16 protein-coding genes are annotated in these 14,157 nt (G+C 72.9%); 6 read left to right on the top strand and 10 right to left on the bottom strand.

Going from position 1 to position 14,157, the window contains the following annotated elements:
- Nucleotides 1-3 precede the first annotated feature (3 nt).
- Entirely contained in the window at nt 4-579 is a 576-nt protein-coding gene (locus tag QRT03_RS10220) for a hypothetical protein (protein WP_286052601.1), read from the bottom strand.
- 111 nt (nt 580-690) lie between these two features.
- Here QRT03_RS10220 and QRT03_RS10215 point away from each other — a divergent pair, with 111 nt between their 5' ends.
- The gene (locus tag QRT03_RS10215) at nt 691-1,527 is read left to right on the top strand and encodes an SAM-dependent methyltransferase (RefSeq protein ID WP_286052600.1); all 837 of its coding nucleotides are present in this window, start codon (nt 691-693) and stop codon (nt 1,525-1,527) included.
- A 1-nt stretch (nt 1,528) separates the two neighbouring features.
- On the opposite strand, the gene QRT03_RS10210 is transcribed toward QRT03_RS10215, so the two are convergent.
- Complete coding sequence (locus tag QRT03_RS10210) at nt 1,529-1,978, bottom strand: anthrone oxygenase family protein (RefSeq protein ID WP_286052599.1); 450 nt, start codon at nt 1,976-1,978, stop codon at nt 1,529-1,531.
- A gap of 87 nt (nt 1,979-2,065) precedes the next feature.
- Between QRT03_RS10210 and QRT03_RS10205 the strand changes: the two genes are divergently transcribed.
- Together QRT03_RS10205 and QRT03_RS10200 are read left to right on the top strand one after the other, a co-directional pair.
- Nucleotides 2,066-2,629 carry a TetR/AcrR family transcriptional regulator gene (locus QRT03_RS10205; RefSeq protein ID WP_286052597.1) on the top strand — a complete coding sequence of 188 codons (564 nt, stop codon included), beginning with the start codon at nt 2,066-2,068 and terminating at the stop codon, nt 2,627-2,629.
- Between the two features lie 9 nt (nt 2,630-2,638).
- Entirely contained in the window at nt 2,639-3,016 is a 378-nt protein-coding gene (locus QRT03_RS10200; RefSeq protein ID WP_286052596.1) for an NUDIX domain-containing protein, read from the top strand.
- Nucleotides 3,017-3,055: 39 nt separating this feature from the next.
- Here QRT03_RS10200 and QRT03_RS10195 read toward each other — a convergent pair whose 3' ends face one another.
- The 4 genes from QRT03_RS10195 to thyX all read right to left on the bottom strand — a co-directional run bounded on the left by QRT03_RS10195 (nt 3,056) and on the right by thyX (nt 6,991).
- The gene (locus tag QRT03_RS10195) at nt 3,056-4,735 is read right to left on the bottom strand and encodes a ribonuclease J (RefSeq protein WP_286053345.1); all 1,680 of its coding nucleotides are present in this window, start codon (nt 4,733-4,735) and stop codon (nt 3,056-3,058) included.
- A gap of 425 nt (nt 4,736-5,160) precedes the next feature.
- Nucleotides 5,161-5,577 carry an SMI1/KNR4 family protein gene (locus QRT03_RS10190; protein ID WP_286052595.1) on the bottom strand — a complete coding sequence of 139 codons (417 nt, stop codon included), beginning with the start codon at nt 5,575-5,577 and terminating at the stop codon, nt 5,161-5,163.
- A complete protein-coding gene (locus QRT03_RS10185; RefSeq protein ID WP_286052594.1) occupies nt 5,577-6,209 on the bottom strand; it encodes a TIGR03085 family metal-binding protein in 633 nt (210 codons plus the stop codon). The genes QRT03_RS10190 and QRT03_RS10185 overlap by 1 nt, the downstream gene beginning before the upstream one ends.
- A gap of 29 nt (nt 6,210-6,238) precedes the next feature.
- On the bottom strand, nt 6,239-6,991 hold the full coding sequence (thyX, locus tag QRT03_RS10180) for an FAD-dependent thymidylate synthase (RefSeq protein ID WP_286052593.1): 753 nt from the start codon (nt 6,989-6,991) through the stop codon (nt 6,239-6,241).
- Nucleotides 6,992-7,101: 110 nt separating this feature from the next.
- On the opposite strand from thyX, the gene QRT03_RS10175 reads away from it, so the two are divergent.
- Both QRT03_RS10175 and QRT03_RS10170 read left to right on the top strand, forming a co-directional pair.
- Nucleotides 7,102-7,761, top strand: a complete 660-nt coding sequence (locus QRT03_RS10175; protein ID WP_286052592.1) for a toxin-antitoxin system HicB family antitoxin — start codon at nt 7,102-7,104, stop codon at nt 7,759-7,761.
- Nucleotides 7,758-8,690, top strand: coding sequence for a DUF4097 family beta strand repeat-containing protein (locus tag QRT03_RS10170; protein ID WP_286052591.1), 933 nt, complete (start codon nt 7,758-7,760; stop codon nt 8,688-8,690). The genes QRT03_RS10175 and QRT03_RS10170 overlap by 4 nt, the downstream gene beginning before the upstream one ends.
- Nucleotides 8,691-8,770: 80 nt before the next feature.
- Here the strand turns inward: QRT03_RS10170 and QRT03_RS10165 are convergent, their stop codons facing one another.
- From QRT03_RS10165 to QRT03_RS10155, 3 genes are read right to left on the bottom strand one after another with little or no spacing between them, the layout of a single operon-like run.
- Nucleotides 8,771-9,526: a succinate dehydrogenase/fumarate reductase iron-sulfur subunit gene (locus QRT03_RS10165; protein ID WP_286052590.1), complete on the bottom strand. Its 756-nt coding sequence runs from the start codon at nt 9,524-9,526 to the stop codon at nt 8,771-8,773.
- The gene (locus QRT03_RS10160) at nt 9,523-11,496 is read right to left on the bottom strand and encodes a fumarate reductase/succinate dehydrogenase flavoprotein subunit (protein ID WP_286052589.1); all 1,974 of its coding nucleotides are present in this window, start codon (nt 11,494-11,496) and stop codon (nt 9,523-9,525) included. The genes QRT03_RS10165 and QRT03_RS10160 overlap by 4 nt, the downstream gene beginning before the upstream one ends.
- Before the next feature lie 3 nt (nt 11,497-11,499).
- On the bottom strand, nt 11,500-12,189 hold the full coding sequence (locus QRT03_RS10155; RefSeq protein WP_286052587.1) for a succinate dehydrogenase cytochrome b subunit: 690 nt from the start codon (nt 12,187-12,189) through the stop codon (nt 11,500-11,502).
- Between the two features lie 77 nt (nt 12,190-12,266).
- On the opposite strand from QRT03_RS10155, the gene QRT03_RS10150 reads away from it, so the two are divergent.
- Nucleotides 12,267-13,307, top strand: coding sequence for a LysR family transcriptional regulator (locus tag QRT03_RS10150; protein WP_286052586.1), 1,041 nt, complete (start codon nt 12,267-12,269; stop codon nt 13,305-13,307).
- A gap of 71 nt (nt 13,308-13,378) precedes the next feature.
- Here QRT03_RS10150 and QRT03_RS10145 read toward each other — a convergent pair whose 3' ends face one another.
- Nucleotides 13,379-14,155: a PIG-L deacetylase family protein gene (locus QRT03_RS10145; protein WP_286052585.1), complete on the bottom strand. Its 777-nt coding sequence runs from the start codon at nt 14,153-14,155 to the stop codon at nt 13,379-13,381.
- Nucleotides 14,156-14,157 lie beyond the last annotated feature (2 nt).

Genomic DNA, 14,157 nt, shown 5'->3' with positions numbered 1-14,157 from the left:
AGGTCACGCTACTCCCGCGATGATCAGCACCAGTCCGCTCACGCCGGCGCCGAGGAGGCCCCCGACGACGACCTGGGCGAGGTCGTGCGCGGTGAGGCGTAGCCGGGCCCAGCCCACCGCCGGGACCGCGAGCCACGACAGCGCCCACCACCCGCCGCCGAGCAGCGTCAACACGCAGGCCGCGGCGGAGACCACGGCGACGTGGAAGCTGACCTTCCACCACAGCGTGACCGTGGTGGCGACGACGGTCGTCGCGAGCACCGCCACCTGCAGCGCCACGATCGCGCGCGGGGCGCCCGCGAGCCACAGGACGAGCAGCCCGACCAGCACCGAGAGCGCCGCCAGCCCGAGCGGGACCGCGCGCTGCTCGCGGCGGGAGAGGTGGTGATCGGCGTAGCGGCCGCGCCGGACGCCCACGTCGACGATCGCCGCGGGGATCACGACCGTGAAGACCATGCCCAGCAGCGACCACGCGATCCCGGGCGGGCCGGCGGCGAGCGCGCCGACCACGGGGTAGAGGACGGCCAGCAGGAGGGTCGGAGAGGTCACCGTGCTGATCCGCGTCGCCGCCGTCGTCACGCCGGTCAGTGTCCGCCACCACGCTCCCGCCCGCCGGATTCACCTGGTCGTGGGCTCACGACGCGGCGCGTCGTACCGACAGAGTCGTCGAGTGCGTCCGGAGGAGTGAGCATGCAGGTCGAGTACTACCCCGCCCCACCGCCACCGGGGCCGCGCGTCGCGGGCCTCGAGCTCGACGCGATCCTGGCCAGCGCCGCGGACCTGGAGCTGCCGAACTACGCCCGCACGGTCGACGCCCTCCTCGGGGGCAGCGCCAACTTCGCGGTCGACCGCGCGGCCGCCGCCGAGCTCCGGCGCATCGACCGGCTCGTCGAGGTCCGCGCCCGGGCCAACCGGGCGTTCGTCCGCCGGGTCGTGCGCGACGCGCACGCCCGCGGCATCGACCAGTTCCTCGACCTCGGGTGCGGCATCCCGTCGATCCAGTCGGTGCACGGCTTCGTGCACGCCGTGAACCCGCACGCCCGGGTCGCCTACGTCGACCTCGACCCGGTGGTCGTCGCCCACGCCCGCGAGCTCGTCGCTGACCTGCCCGGGGTGTCGGTGACCTGGGCCGACCTGCGCTCCCCCGGCTGTGTGCTCGACGCCGCCGAGATCGCGGGCCGCCTGGACCCCTCGCGCCCGATCGCGCTCCTGGCCTGCGGCGTGCTGCACTTCGTCCACGACGACCTCACCACACTGCTCTCCCGCTGGCGCGAGCTCCTCGCCCCGGGCAGCGTCGTCGCCGCCACGCACGTGACGGCGCCCCGGACCGCGGCCCGGTCGGCCGCCGTGACGACCGTCGACCGCATGTACTCGCGGGGCCTGGCCGGGCTCGCCCTGCGGGACCCCGCCGAGGTCGGCGACGCCCTCGCGGTCGTCGGGCCGGTCGTCGACGTCGTCGACTGGCCGCACGCCGGCGCCGGCGGCCGGCACCGGATGGGCTACCTCGGCGCGGTCGGCACCGTCTGACTCACGACAGCAGCAGACCGGTCGCCACCGCGGCGAAGGCCGCGACCAGCAGGGCCGTCCGGCCGTGGTGCAGCCGGTCCCAGCGCGAGACCTGGTCCCGCCAGTCGGCCGGGGCGTCTCCCTCGCTCCAGGTGCGCACCCGGTCGTTGATCGGCACGAGGAACACCACCGACATGACCACCGTGACGACGAGCAGCGCGGCGCCGACCCCGATGGCCGCGACGGCCCCGCTCCCCCACACCAGGACCCCCCACACCACGGCGAGAGCGAGCGCACCGACGTACCAGAACGGCATGAGGCGCCCGAGCACGCGCGCCCCATCGGTGCGGGCCGTGAGACCCGCCGTACCCGGGAGGCGGTCGAAGATCGGGTTGACGAAGACCGCCACCGCGAACTCCACCCCCACCAGCAGACCGATCACCACGACCGTCGCGACCGCGAGCACGTCCATCGGGACCTCCGGAATCTAGCACTGCTAGGAACACGGCCGACGCTACACGGCTCATGCTCGAAGTTCTAGCACTGCTAGGGTCGGAGCGTGGCGATCCAGGAGCGCAAGGCCCGCGAGCGGGCGGACCGACACGCGCGGATCGTCGCGTCGGCCCGCGACCTGGCCGAGGAGCAGGGCTGGGAGGCGGTGACGACCCGGCGGCTGGCCGACCGGATCGAGTACAGCCAGCCGGTGCTCTACGGCCACTTCCCCGGCGGGAAGGACGAGATCGTCGCCGCGGTCGCGCTCGCCGGGTTCGGGGAGCTGGCGGAGGCCCTGGAGGCGGCCGTCGACGGGCGGCGGGGGCGGGCGGCGGTGGCGGCCCTGACCGACGCCTACCTGGACTTCGCCGCGGAGCGTCCGGCCGTCTACGCCGCGATGTTCGACCTCGCCGCGATCCCCTTCGCGGCCGACGACACCCCGGCCGCGCTGCGGGCGGGGTTCGGGGCGGTCCGGTCGACGCTCGGGGGCGACGACGAGCTCGCGGAGGTCGGGTGGGCGGCCCTGCACGGCCTGGCGACCCTGCGCCGGGCCGGCCGCGTGCCCGCGGCGGGCGAGACCCGCCGTCGGGAACGCGTGGTGGACCTGCTGCACGCGGCCGCCGCGCGGTAGGAAGGCCCCATGAGCCGCGACAGCCACCTCGTGCTCGCGGTCGTCACGGCCGCGCCGGGCGTGCTGCTGCTGCACCGGCCCGGCGAGACGCCGCCCGCCGTGCTGCCCGGCGGGCGTCCCGAGCCGCGCGAGTCGGTCGGCGCGACGGCCGAGCGCGGCTGTGCGGAGGAGACCCGGGTGCGGATCCGGGCGAGGAAGGTGCTCGGGCGCGACGTCGTCGACGGGATCGCGACCACCTACGTGGCCGCGCGTCCCGTCGTCGAGCCGGCCCCGGGCGACGTCGCGGTGAGCCTGCACGTCGCCTGGTACCGCCCGGAGCAGGTCGACCTGGTGCTGCCGGACCTGCCGTCGTTCGTCCGGATGTGGCTGCGCCAGGTGAGTACTTGATGTCGTTATAGCGACATCAAGTACTCACCTGAGCTCGGCTCACACGGGCAGGACCGTCGGGACGATCATGGGCCGGCGGCGGTAGGTCTCACCGACCCACTTGCCGACCACCCGGCGCACCGACTGGGCGATCCGGTGGGTGTCGGTGATCCCCTCGGCCTCGGTGCGGGAGAGCTCCATCTCGACGAGCGAGACGACGTCCTCGAGTGCCTTCGGGTCGTCGGAGAACCCGCGGCCGCTGATGCGCGGCGGGGCGACGGCCCGTCCGGTCGCCGCCTCGACGGCCACGGTGATCGCGATGAACCCGCCCTCACCGAGCACCAGGCGGTCCGACAGCGTCGTCTCGCCGACGTCGCCGACCTGGTTGCCGTCGACGTAGACGTGCCCGACCTCGACGCGGCCCGCGATCGCGGCCTTCTTCTCGACCAGGTCGACCACGACGCCGTCCTCGGCGATCACCACGCGCTCGGCGGGGACGCCGGTGCGGCGGGCGATCGCCGCGTTGGCCCGCAGGTGGCGCCACTCGCCGTGCACCGGCATGACGTTGCGCGGGCGCAGGGCGTTGTACAGGAACAGCAGCTCACCGGCACTCGCGTGCCCGGAGACGTGGACCTTGGCGACGCCGGAGTGGACCACCTCGGCGCCGAGACGGGTCAGCCCGTTGATGACGGCGAACACTGCGGTCTCGTTGCCCGGGATCAGCGACGAGAGCAGGACGACCGTGTCGCCCGGCGTGATCGTGATCTGGCGGTGGTCCCCGCGCGCCATGCGGCCGAGGGCGGAGAGCGGCTCGCCCTGCGACCCGGTCGAGACCAGGACGACGTCGCGCTCGGGCATCGCCAGGGCGTCGTCGAGGTCGACGAGCAGGCCCTCGGGGATGTCGAGCAGCCCGAGGTCGGCGGCGATGCCCATGTTGCGGACCATGGAGCGCCCGGTGAAGCACACCTTGCGCTTGTGGGCCTGCGCCGCGCTGAGCACCTGCTGGACGCGGTGCACGTGGCTGGCGAAGCAGGCCACGATGAGACGCGACGGGGCCTTGCGGAACACGTCGTCGATGACCGGGGCGATGTCGCGCTCCGGGGTGACGAAGCCGGGGACCTCGGCGTTCGTCGAGTCGACCAGCAGCAGGTCGACGCCCTCGTCGCCGAGCCGGGAGAAACCGGCGAGGTCGGTGAGGCGCCCGTCGAGGGGCAGTTGGTCGAGCTTGATGTCCCCGGTGTGCAGCACGGTGCCGCCGGGCGTGCGCACCGCGACCGCCAGGGCGTCGGGGATCGAGTGGTTCACCGCGAAGAACTCGCAGTCGAACGTGCCGTAGTGGCTGCGCTCGCCCTCGCGGACCTCGAGCAGGCGCGGGGTGAGGCGGTGCTCCTTGCACTTGGCCTCGACCAGGGCGAGCGTGAAGCGCGACCCGACGATCAGCAGGTCCGGCTTCTGCCGCAGCAGGAACGGCACGGCGCCGATGTGGTCCTCGTGGCCGTGGGTGAGCACGAGGGCGTCGACGTCGTCGAGGCGGTCCTCGATGGCCCGGAAGTCGGGCAGGATCAGGTCGACGCCGGGCGAGTCCTCCGAGGGGAAGAGCACGCCGCAGTCGACGATCAGCAGTCGCCCGCCGTACTCGAGCACGGTCATGTTGCGGCCGACCTCGCCGACGCCGCCGAGCGCGACGACGCGGAGGGCACCCTCCGCGAGGGGCTTCGGGAGCGCGTCGGGCGCGGGCACGGACTGGGTCGGGGTCCCGGTGGCGCCGCAGTCGTGCTGGTGGTCGGGCTTCGGGGCCTGCTGCTGTTGCTGTTGCTGGCCGCCGCCGTTCTTACGGCGCTGGGCGGTCGATCGGCTCACCGGGCAGCCCCGGAAGGGACGCAGCGGAGCGGAGCTCGACCATCGGGCTGAGTCATTCGGTGGGAGATGGGTTCCTCCTGGTCAGGGGGCGGCTCCCGGCGGACGTCTTCGGGACGCCGGGTACGCGGGCAGCCGCCCGCGGGTGCGGCTGCTCGGCAGCCGCGGGAAGTCTCGGGTGGCACGCTGCGGGGTCGCGCCTCGTCGGCCGCCTCGGGCCGGGGTCCACGCTCGCACTCATGCCGAGCGTCACCGTACCGCGCCGACGACCGTCGGGTCGTGAGCGCGTGCTCACGTCCGGGCGCGTGTCAGTCGTGCAGCATCGCCACGAAGGCGGTGAAGTCCGGCGCGAGCCGCACCGCGCCGTCGTCGACACTCCAGAACACGACCGGCGGGTGGTCGTAGTCCTCGCGGTAGGAGAAGCAGTAGACGTCGCCGCCGATGTCCTCGGCGAAGGGGATCACGCCCTTCTCCAGGACGCCCTCGAGCGGGAACCGGCGGGTGACGATGTTGTGGAAGCCGTCGGCGAAGTGCAGGAGCGAGCCGACCGCCGTGCCGAAACCGTTCGGGAGCGTCACCCGGGCGGGCACCGGCGACGCTCCCTGCCGGTGTTGGGCGACCGCCAGGAAGTCGCGCGGCAGGTCGACGCGCAGCGCGTCCTCGTGCTCGCGGACCTCCGCGTCGGTGGCCGGCGCCAGCGGTGTCGCCTGGACCCACTCGACCATCACAGGCCCCGGTCGGTCGCCTTGACCGCGGCCACGTCGGCCGGCTCGCCGTCGAAGGAGACGACGGCCTGCTCGCGTCCGCTGGCGTAGAGCACCAGCTCGCCCGGCTCACCGGTGATCGTGACGGTGCGCGGGCCCGCCTTCACGGCGTGCTCGGCCCCGTCCGGGCGGCGCAACGTCACGCCCTGCGGGCTGGAGCGGAAAGCCAGCTTGCCGAGCATGCCGAGCTGCGACCACAGGATCGCGTCGCGGGCCTCGTCGGCGGGCCGCGGAGACCAGCTCTCCTGCGCCCGCCGGACGTCCTCGTGGTGGATGAAGTACTCCTGCACGTCGACCCCGACGAGGAACGGCAGCGCGATCGGGCTCCACAGCGGCGGGCCGCTGCGGACCAGCGCGATGTTCTCGCCGTAGTCGTGCGCGGCCTGGCGCGACTGCACCCGCTCGGTCCAGAACGACAGCGGCTTGACCAGGATGCCGGGCGCGGCGTCCGGCCGGCGCTCGCGGATCACCAGGTGGGCGAGCAGGTCCCGCGTGGTCCAGTCCCCGCACAGGGTCGGCGCGTCGGGCCCCTCGCGCAGCAGTGAGTCAGCGAGGGCGTTGCGCTCGGCGGCGGCGACGGAGGCTCCACTCATGGGCGTGTCCTACCCGGTGGACCGCCCGATCACCCTTCGGCGACGAACGGGCTGGAGGCGACCCGCGAGCCGTTCGGCAGCTCCGAGATCACGAAGTCGGCGAACACGTTGGGCACCTCGGCCTGCAGCGCCTCGAGGCAGAGGATCGCGAGGTCCCGGATCTCGACGTCGGCGTGCTCTGAGGCGCGCATCGCGACGAAGTGCCGCCAGGCGCGGTAGTTCCCGGTGACGACGATGCGGGTCTCGGTCGCGTTCGGGAGCACCGCCCGCGCCGCCTGCCGGGCCTGCTTGCGGCGCAGGGTGCGGTTCGACTCATCGGCGAACCGCTCCTCCAGGCCCGCGAGCAGCTTCTCGTAGGAGGCCAGCGCCGCCGCGGACGCCTCCTCGAACAGGGCATGCAGCTCCGGGTCGTCCGCGATGACGGTCGGCTCGACCATCGCTGCGTCGGACTCCGGCACGTAGCGCTGGGAGAGCTGCGAGTACGAGAAGTGGCGGTGCCGGATCAGCTCGTGGGTCAGGCTCCGGGACATCCCGGTGAGGTAGAAGCTCACCGTGCCGTGTTCGAGCACCGACAGGTGTCCGACCTCGAGGATGTGCCGCAGGTAGCCCGCGTTCGACGCCGTCGCCGGGTTGGGCTTGCTCCACGACTGGTAGCACGCCCGGCCCGCGAACTCCGCGAGCGCCTGCCCACCGTCCGCGTCGGTCTCCCACGGCACGTCCGCCGGCGGGAGGAACTCCGTCTTCGCGATCAACTGCACCCGCGGGGTCACCGTCTGCGCCACGCGGCCACGGTAACCGCCGCCCCCGACAGTCACGGCAGACACCGCGTGGTGTCGTTCTCCGACAGCAGAACTCCTTGCCATGGTGTCTTCATGGTGTCACTGTGGTGCCCATGGACCTCACGCCCTACGTCACCGCGCTGCGGGACGACCTCGCCGCCGCGTCGTCGGTGGGCGACGAGCAGACCGCCCGGGCCGGCACCGCGCTGGCCGGGGCCCTCGAGCCCGCCGTCCGTCTCGCGCTGCAGAACGCCCTGTCCGACCTCACCGCCGAGATCTCCGAGAAGCTCGACGACCACTCGGTCTCCCTGCGCCTGCGCGGGCGGGAGGTGGAGGTGGTCGTCGATCGCGCTGCCCCCGCCGCCGACGAGCAGGCCGGCTTCTTCGCCGGTCCCTCGTCCAGCCCGTTCGCCGGCCCCGGCGGCCCCTTCCGCCGGCCCGGGGAGCAGCCCGGCTTCGCCCCGCCCGGACGCCCCGGCGCGGACATGGGTGACATCTCCCGGATGACCCTGCGCCTGGTCGACCAGATCAAGGGCCAGGCCGAGCAGGCCGCGGCCTCGCAGGGGATGTCGCTGAACTCCTGGATCTCCCAGGCGGTCCAGGGTGCTCTGCACGACAACCTGCGTCGGAGCCACCGTCGCTGGGAGGGCTCGTGGGGCCCGGAGCACGGTCCCGAGGGCCCATCCGAGACTCCGAAGGACTCCTCCGACTCCTCCGACCGGGGTCCCGACGACGAGGGCGGCTCCGGCGTCTCCGGGTGGGTGCGGGGATGATCGCGCCGGAGACGTCCCGCACCGAGCGGTTTCCCGCCACCGGTGCCGCGGACCTGACGATCGAGATCGACGCCGGCCGGGTCGACCTGCGCCTCGACGCGACCGACGCCGTCACCGTCGAGGTCGCCTCCGACGTCGAGGGCGCGCCCGGCTGGGTCCAGGGCCTGGCCGGCCTCGTCGACGCCGCCGGCGGTCTGGAGAAGCGGTTCGGCGTCGACCTGAGCGCCCTCGCCGGTCTGGGCGTGCGTCGCGACGAGTCCCCCGAGGAGCGGGCCGCCCGCGCGGTGGCCGAGACCGAGATCGCGTGGGAGGCCGGCGCGCTGCGGGTCCGCTCGCCGCGGGAGGTCGCCCTGCGCACCGTGCCGCTGGCCGTGGTCGTGCACGCCCCGGAGGGTTCGGCGGGCACGGTGCGCGCGGGCGCGGCCCCGGTGGACGTCGCGGGCCGCCCGGGCACCGTCGAGGTCTCCACCACCGGCGCTGTCTCGCTCGACCGCACCTCCGAGCGCTCCCGGGTCCGCTGCGGCGCCGGCGACGTCACCGTCGGCCGCGTCGACGGCGCGTTGCGGGTCAAGGGCGGCGCGGGTGACGTGTTCCTCGACGAGGTGCACGCCGGTGTCGAGGTCGTGACGGGCAGCGGGTCGGTCACCGCCGGCCGGGTCGCCGCCGACCTCGCGGTGCGCTGCGGCAGCGGCAACGTGACGGTGCGCGACGCCTCCGCCGGCGACCTCGACCTCTCCACGGGCGCCGGGACCATCCAGGTCGGGGTGCACGCGGGCGTCGACGCGTCGGTCGACCTCCGGTCGGCGGCGGGCTCCGCGTCGTCGGATCTGCCGGTCAACGCGACCCGGTCGACCGAGGACCCGTCGTCGGGAACGGTCCGGATCCGCGGCCGTGCCGCGGCCGGGGACACCCGGGTCGTCCGCGCCTGACCCCGCCCCCGAACGAACGAACGGCACCCTCGCAGCTTCTACGTGCGCGAGAGTGCCGTTCGTTCACATCGGGCGGAACCCTAGTCCGCGCGTGCCCCCGCGAGGGTGGCGCCGAGGACGTCGTGGTTCAGCTGCGAGATCGACGCCAGCGGGATGCCCTTGGGGCAGACCTCCGCGCAGGCCCCGACGTTGGTGCAGCCACCGAAGTCGAGCTCGTCCTGCTTGGACAACATGCTGATCGCGCGGGTCTGGCGCTCCGGCTGACCCTGCGGCAGCAGGCCGAGGTGCGTGATCTTCGCGGCCGTGAACAGCATCGAGCTGCCGTTCGGGCACGCCGCGACGCAGGCGCCGCAGCCGATGCAGGTCGCGGCGTCGAACGCGTCGTCGGCCGAGACCTTGTCCACCGGCGTCGCGTGCGCCTCGGGCGCCGAGCCGGTGTTGACGCTGACGTAGCCGCCGGCCTGGATGATCTGGTCGAAGGCCGACCGGTCGGTCACCAGGTCCTTGATCACCGGGAACGCCCGCGCCCGCCACGGCTCGATGTCGATCGTGTCGCCGTCGCGGAAGTGCCGCATGTGCAGCTGGCAGGTCGTGGTGTTCTTCTGCGGGCCGTGCGGGGTGCCGTTGATGACCATGGCGCACGAGCCGCAGATGCCCTCGCGACAGTCGTGGTCGAACGACACCGGGTCCTCACCGGCGAGCTGCAGCTTCTCGTTGAGCACGTCGAGCATCTCGAGGAACGACATGTCCTCGTCGACGTCGTCCATCGGGTACTTGACCATCTTGCCCTTGGCGTCAGCGTTCTTCTGACGCCACACGCGCAGTGTGAGCTTCACTTGTAACTCCGCTGACTCGGGTGGACGTAGGAGAACTCGAGGTCCTCCTTGTGCAGGACCGGCTTGCCGCCGTCCCCGTACTCCCAGGCGGCGACGTAGGAGAAGTTCTCGTCGTCGCGCTGCGCCTCGCCGTCCTCGGTCTGGTGCTCGACGCGGAAGTGCCCGCCGCAGGACTCCTCGCGGTGCAGGGCGTCGGTGCACATGAGCTCGGCGAGCTCCATGAAGTCGGCGACGCGGCCGGCCTTCTCCAGGGACTGGTTGAACCCGTCGCCGGTGCCGACGATCTTGACGTCGCGCCAGAACTCCTCGCGCAGCGAGGGGATCCGGTCGAGGGCCTTCTCCAGGCCCTCCTTGCTGCGGGCCATCCCGCACTGGTCCCACACGAGCTGACCCAGCTCGCGGTGGAACGAGTCGACGGTGCGGTTGCCGTTGGCCGAGAGCAGCGTGTCGATCCGGTTCCGGGTCGACTCGACGGCCTCGACGACGGCGGGGTGCGACTCGTCGATCGGGTCGAACGGCCCGTCGGCGAGGTAGTTCGGCACCGTCGTGGGGAGCACGAAGTAGCCGTCGGCGAGACCCTGCATCAGGGCGGACGCGCCGAGGCGGTTCGCGCCGTGGTCGGAGAAGTTGGCCTCGCCGCCCACGAACAGGCCCGGGATCGTCGAGCGCAGGTCGTAGTCGACCCACAGCCCGCCCATCGTGTAGTGGATGGCCGGGTAGATGCGCATCGGCGTCTCGTACGGGTCGTCCCCGGTGATGCGCTGGTACATCTCGAAGAGGTTCCCGTACTTGGCCTCGACGGCGTGGCGGCCGAGGCGGCCGATCGCGTCCTTGAAGTCCAGGTACACGCCCAGCCCGCCGGGGCCGACGCCGTGCTCGGCGTCGCACATGTTCTTCGCGGCGCGCGAGGCGATGTCGCGCGGCACCAGGTTGCCGAACGCCGGGTACTGGCGCTCCAGGTAGTAGTCCCGCTCGTCCTCGGGGATGGTGTTCGGCGGGCGGGAGTCGCCCCGCTCCTTCGGCACCCAGACGCGGCCGTCGTTGCGCAGCGACTCCGACATCAGGGTCAGCTTCGACTGGTACTCGCCGGAGACCGGGATGCAGGTCGGGTGGATCTGGGTGTAGCAGGGGTTCGCGAACAGCGCGCCCCGCTTGTGCGCCCGCCACGCGGCCGTGACGTTCGAGCCCTTGGCGTTCGTCGACAGGTAGTAGACGTTGCCGTAGCCGCCGGTGCAGAGCACCACGACGTCGGCCAGGTGGGTCTCGAGCTGCCCCGTGAGCACGCTGCGCGTGACGATGCCGCGGGCGCGGCCGTCGGCGACGATCAGGTCGAGCATCTCGGTGCGCGGGTGCATCTCGACCGTGCCGGCCGCGATCTGGCGCTCCAGGGCCTGGTACGCCCCCAGCAGCAGCTGCTGCCCCGTCTGACCGCGGGCGTAGAAGGTGCGCGAGACCTGCGTGCCACCGAACGACCGGGTGTCGAGCAGGCCGGAGTACTCGCGGGCGAACGGGACCCCCTGCGCGACGCACTGGTCGATGATGTTGACCGACGCCTCGGCGAGACGGTGCACGTTCGACTCGCGCGAGCGGAAGTCGCCGCCCTTGACGGTGTCGTAGAACAGCCGGTGCACCGAGTCGCCGTCGTTGCGGTAGTTCTTGGCGGCGTTGATCCCGCCCTGCGCGGCGATCGAGTGCGCGCGCCGCGGCGAGTCCTGGAAGCAGAACGACTTGACGTGGTAGCCGGCCTCGCCGAGCGTCGCCGCGGCGGCGCCACCGGCCAGGCCGGTGCCGACGATGATCGCGGTCATCTTGCGGCGGTTGGCCGGGTTGACCAGCCGCGCGGAGAACTTGCGGTCGCTCCACCGGTCGCCGATGGGGCTGTCCGGCGCGCGGTTGTCGGCGATCGGGTCACCGAGCAACCAGCGGCCCTCGCCCTGGACCGACGTGGGCTCCTGCTGCAGCTCTGACATTCCTCACCTCACCAGACCGAACATGACGGACACCGGGATGATCGCGAAGCCGACGGCGATGACGACTCCCACGCCGATGGAGAACGTCTTGAAGGCGTGCTGACGCACGGCGCTGTTGCCGCCGAACGTCTGCGTGGCCGACCACAGACCGTGGCTGATGTGGAAGCTCAGCGCCACCATCGCGACGATGTAGAAGATCGCGACGACGGGCCGGTCGAAGCTCGCCACCAGCTTGGCGTACGCCCCGCCCGCCGGGTCCGGGTTCACGGTCCCGGTCGTCAGGTCGAGGATGTGCCAGATCACGAACAGCGCGATGATCACGCCGCCCCAGCGCATGGTCCGGGCGGCGTAGCTGCCCTGGTGCCCCTTGTGCTGGTAGCCCACCGGCCGCGCGCGCTTGGCGCGGTACCAGAGGCTGAACGCGGCGACCATGTGCAGGACCACCGACGCGAGCAGCACGACGCGGATGATCCACAGCACGCCCTCGTAGCCGAAGATCTCGGCACCGAGTGTGCGGAGGTGCTCGGAGTACGCGTCGAACGTCTCCTGCCCGAAGAAGATCTTCAGGTTCCCGATCATGTGGGCGATCACGTACAGCAAGAAGATCACGCCGGTGACGGCCATGACGAACTTCTTGCCGACGGACGATCCCCACGTCCTCGTCACGATGTTGCGCTGCTGGGTCAGGACCACGACGACACGCTAAGCCTGCGAACACGCCGACTGCCAATGCATGCAAGTCGGTTCAGCGATGCTCGTACGCTATTGAGGTGACCCTCAAACAGCTCATCTACTTCCTCGCTGTGGCGGACACGGGCCGGTTCGTGCAGGCAGCGGCGGAGGCGCGGGTCGCCCAGCCGACACTCAGCCGCCAGGTGCAGGCCCTGGAAGATGATCTCGGTGAGACGTTGTTCACCCGGGGTAGGGATCACGTCACACTCACATCGGCGGGTGAGACCCTCCTGCCCCTCGCGCGGCGCATCGTCGCCGACGTCGAGACGGCCCGGCTGGAGATCGCGGAGCTCGCCGACCTGCGCCGCGGACGCCTCCGCCTGGGCGCCACGCCGTCGTTGTGCGTGAGCGTCGTGGCGGACGTGCTGGCCGTCTTCCACGACTCCTATCCCGGCATCTCGCTGCAGATCTCCGAGGGCGGGTCGCAGGACCTCGTGACCGACCTGGAGGACGGCCAGCTCGACCTCGCGCTGGTCATCCACCAGGCCGACCGGTTCACGACGACGGGTGGCAACGGCGGCCCGCTGCCCGCCGGCTCCCTGCGGGGCCGGGCCGGGTCCGCGCCGGGGTCGTCCGCACATGCCGGCGGCACCCTCGGGCTGACGCCGGTGCTGCGCGAGGAGCTGGTCGCGGTGTCGGCAACGGCGGGCCACGCCCCGCTCGACGACGTGCTCGGCGACCACGCCGGCATCGCGGAGATCGCCCGGCACCCGCTGGTGATCAACCGCCCCGGCTACGAGCTGCGCGAGGCGATCCTGTCCGCCTGCGCCGCGGCCGGCGTGACGCCGCGGATCGCGGTCGAGGGCGGCGAGATGGACGCGGTGCTGCGCATGGTGGAGCGCGGCCTCGGGGTCGCGATCGTGCCGAGCCTGGTGCTGGCCGGGCGGTCGGGCCTGCGCACGACCCGCCTGGACGGCTCCGGCTGGACTCACCGCACGATCGCGCTGGCCCACCGCACGGACGTCTCCCCGACCCGCGCCGCGGAGGCGTTCCGGGAGACCCTGCTCGCCGTCCTGGCCCGCACCTCGCGCACCGGCGGACTCCCGCCGGGCGTGCGGTTCATCCACCCGGGCGCTTGAGCGGCTGCGGTCGTCGAAAGGACCCTCATGGGGCTGGGAGGCGGTCGCAGATCCCGATGAGGGTCCGTTGATCATCGCGACGGCTCCCGGTCCCGCTTCCCGCCGAGCGGCGCCAGCACCTCGGCGGCCCGAACCCCGGCGCGCAGCACCTCGACGGGCGCCGCGGCACCGGACCGGGCGGCCTCGTCGCGCGCGAGCCCGGTCAGCGCCGGGCCGGCCGCCTCCGCCGTCCCGAACTGGAACGGCACCTGCGTGACGTAGCAGCGCACCGCCGCGACCTTGCGATCCAGCTCCGCGGTGACGTCGACGGCGAGCTCCTGCCCGGCCACGTGCTCCATCGGCGCGGCGTCGGGCCGGCGCAGCACGTACGGGGTGTCGCGCCACCACGCCACGCGCCCGGGGTCCACGAGGTCGGCGACGACCGCGCCGACCCACTGGTGGTCGACGTGGTCGCCGAGCGCCTGCGGGGCGAGGACGAGGTCGGCGTCGGCGAGCAGCGGCCCGAGCGCGTCGGCCAGGGGGCCGGCCACGGCGTCGTCGTCGTGCCGCCCCGCGAAGAGCTCGGCCGGGCTGTCGTAGCCGCGATGCGGGGCCTCGAGCAGGTCCAGGTGCCGACCGGTGACCCCGAGGACCGCCAACGCCCGGCGGTCCTCCTCGCGGCGCAGCGCCATGTAGTCCACGTCGGCCGACAGGCCCTTGTCGAGCTGGGTCGAGAGCCCGAACGGCGTCACGGTCGCCGGGTCCGTGGAGCCCGTGAAGCAGGTGACGACGAGCGTGTCGGCCCCCAGCCGCTCGAGCGTGCCGCCGACCGAGAACACCGCGTCGTCGAGGTGCGGGCTGACCGCCACGA

It is taken from the genome of Actinomycetospora termitidis, from assembly GCF_030286555.1.
GTDB classification, from domain to species: domain Bacteria; phylum Actinomycetota; class Actinomycetes; order Mycobacteriales; family Pseudonocardiaceae; genus Actinomycetospora; species Actinomycetospora termitidis.
This window is presented reverse-complemented; position numbering and strand designations above follow the sequence as displayed.

Coding starts and splice junctions, on each gene's coding strand:
- QRT03_RS10215 (WP_286052600.1), top strand. CDS start 691: ATGCAGGTCGAGTACTACCCCGCCCCACCGCCACCGGGGCCGCGCGTC.
- QRT03_RS10210 (WP_286052599.1), bottom strand. CDS start 1,978: ATGGACGTGCTCGCGGTCGCGACGGTCGTGGTGATCGGTCTGCTGGTG.
- QRT03_RS10200 (WP_286052596.1), top strand. CDS start 2,639: ATGAGCCGCGACAGCCACCTCGTGCTCGCGGTCGTCACGGCCGCGCCG.
- QRT03_RS10190 (WP_286052595.1), bottom strand. CDS start 5,577: ATGGTCGAGTGGGTCCAGGCGACACCGCTGGCGCCGGCCACCGACGCG.
- QRT03_RS10185 (WP_286052594.1), bottom strand. CDS start 6,209: ATGAGTGGAGCCTCCGTCGCCGCCGCCGAGCGCAACGCCCTCGCTGAC.
- QRT03_RS10175 (WP_286052592.1), top strand. CDS start 7,102: ATGGACCTCACGCCCTACGTCACCGCGCTGCGGGACGACCTCGCCGCC.
- QRT03_RS10170 (WP_286052591.1), top strand. CDS start 7,758: ATGATCGCGCCGGAGACGTCCCGCACCGAGCGGTTTCCCGCCACCGGT.
- QRT03_RS10160 (WP_286052589.1), bottom strand. CDS start 11,496: ATGTCAGAGCTGCAGCAGGAGCCCACGTCGGTCCAGGGCGAGGGCCGC.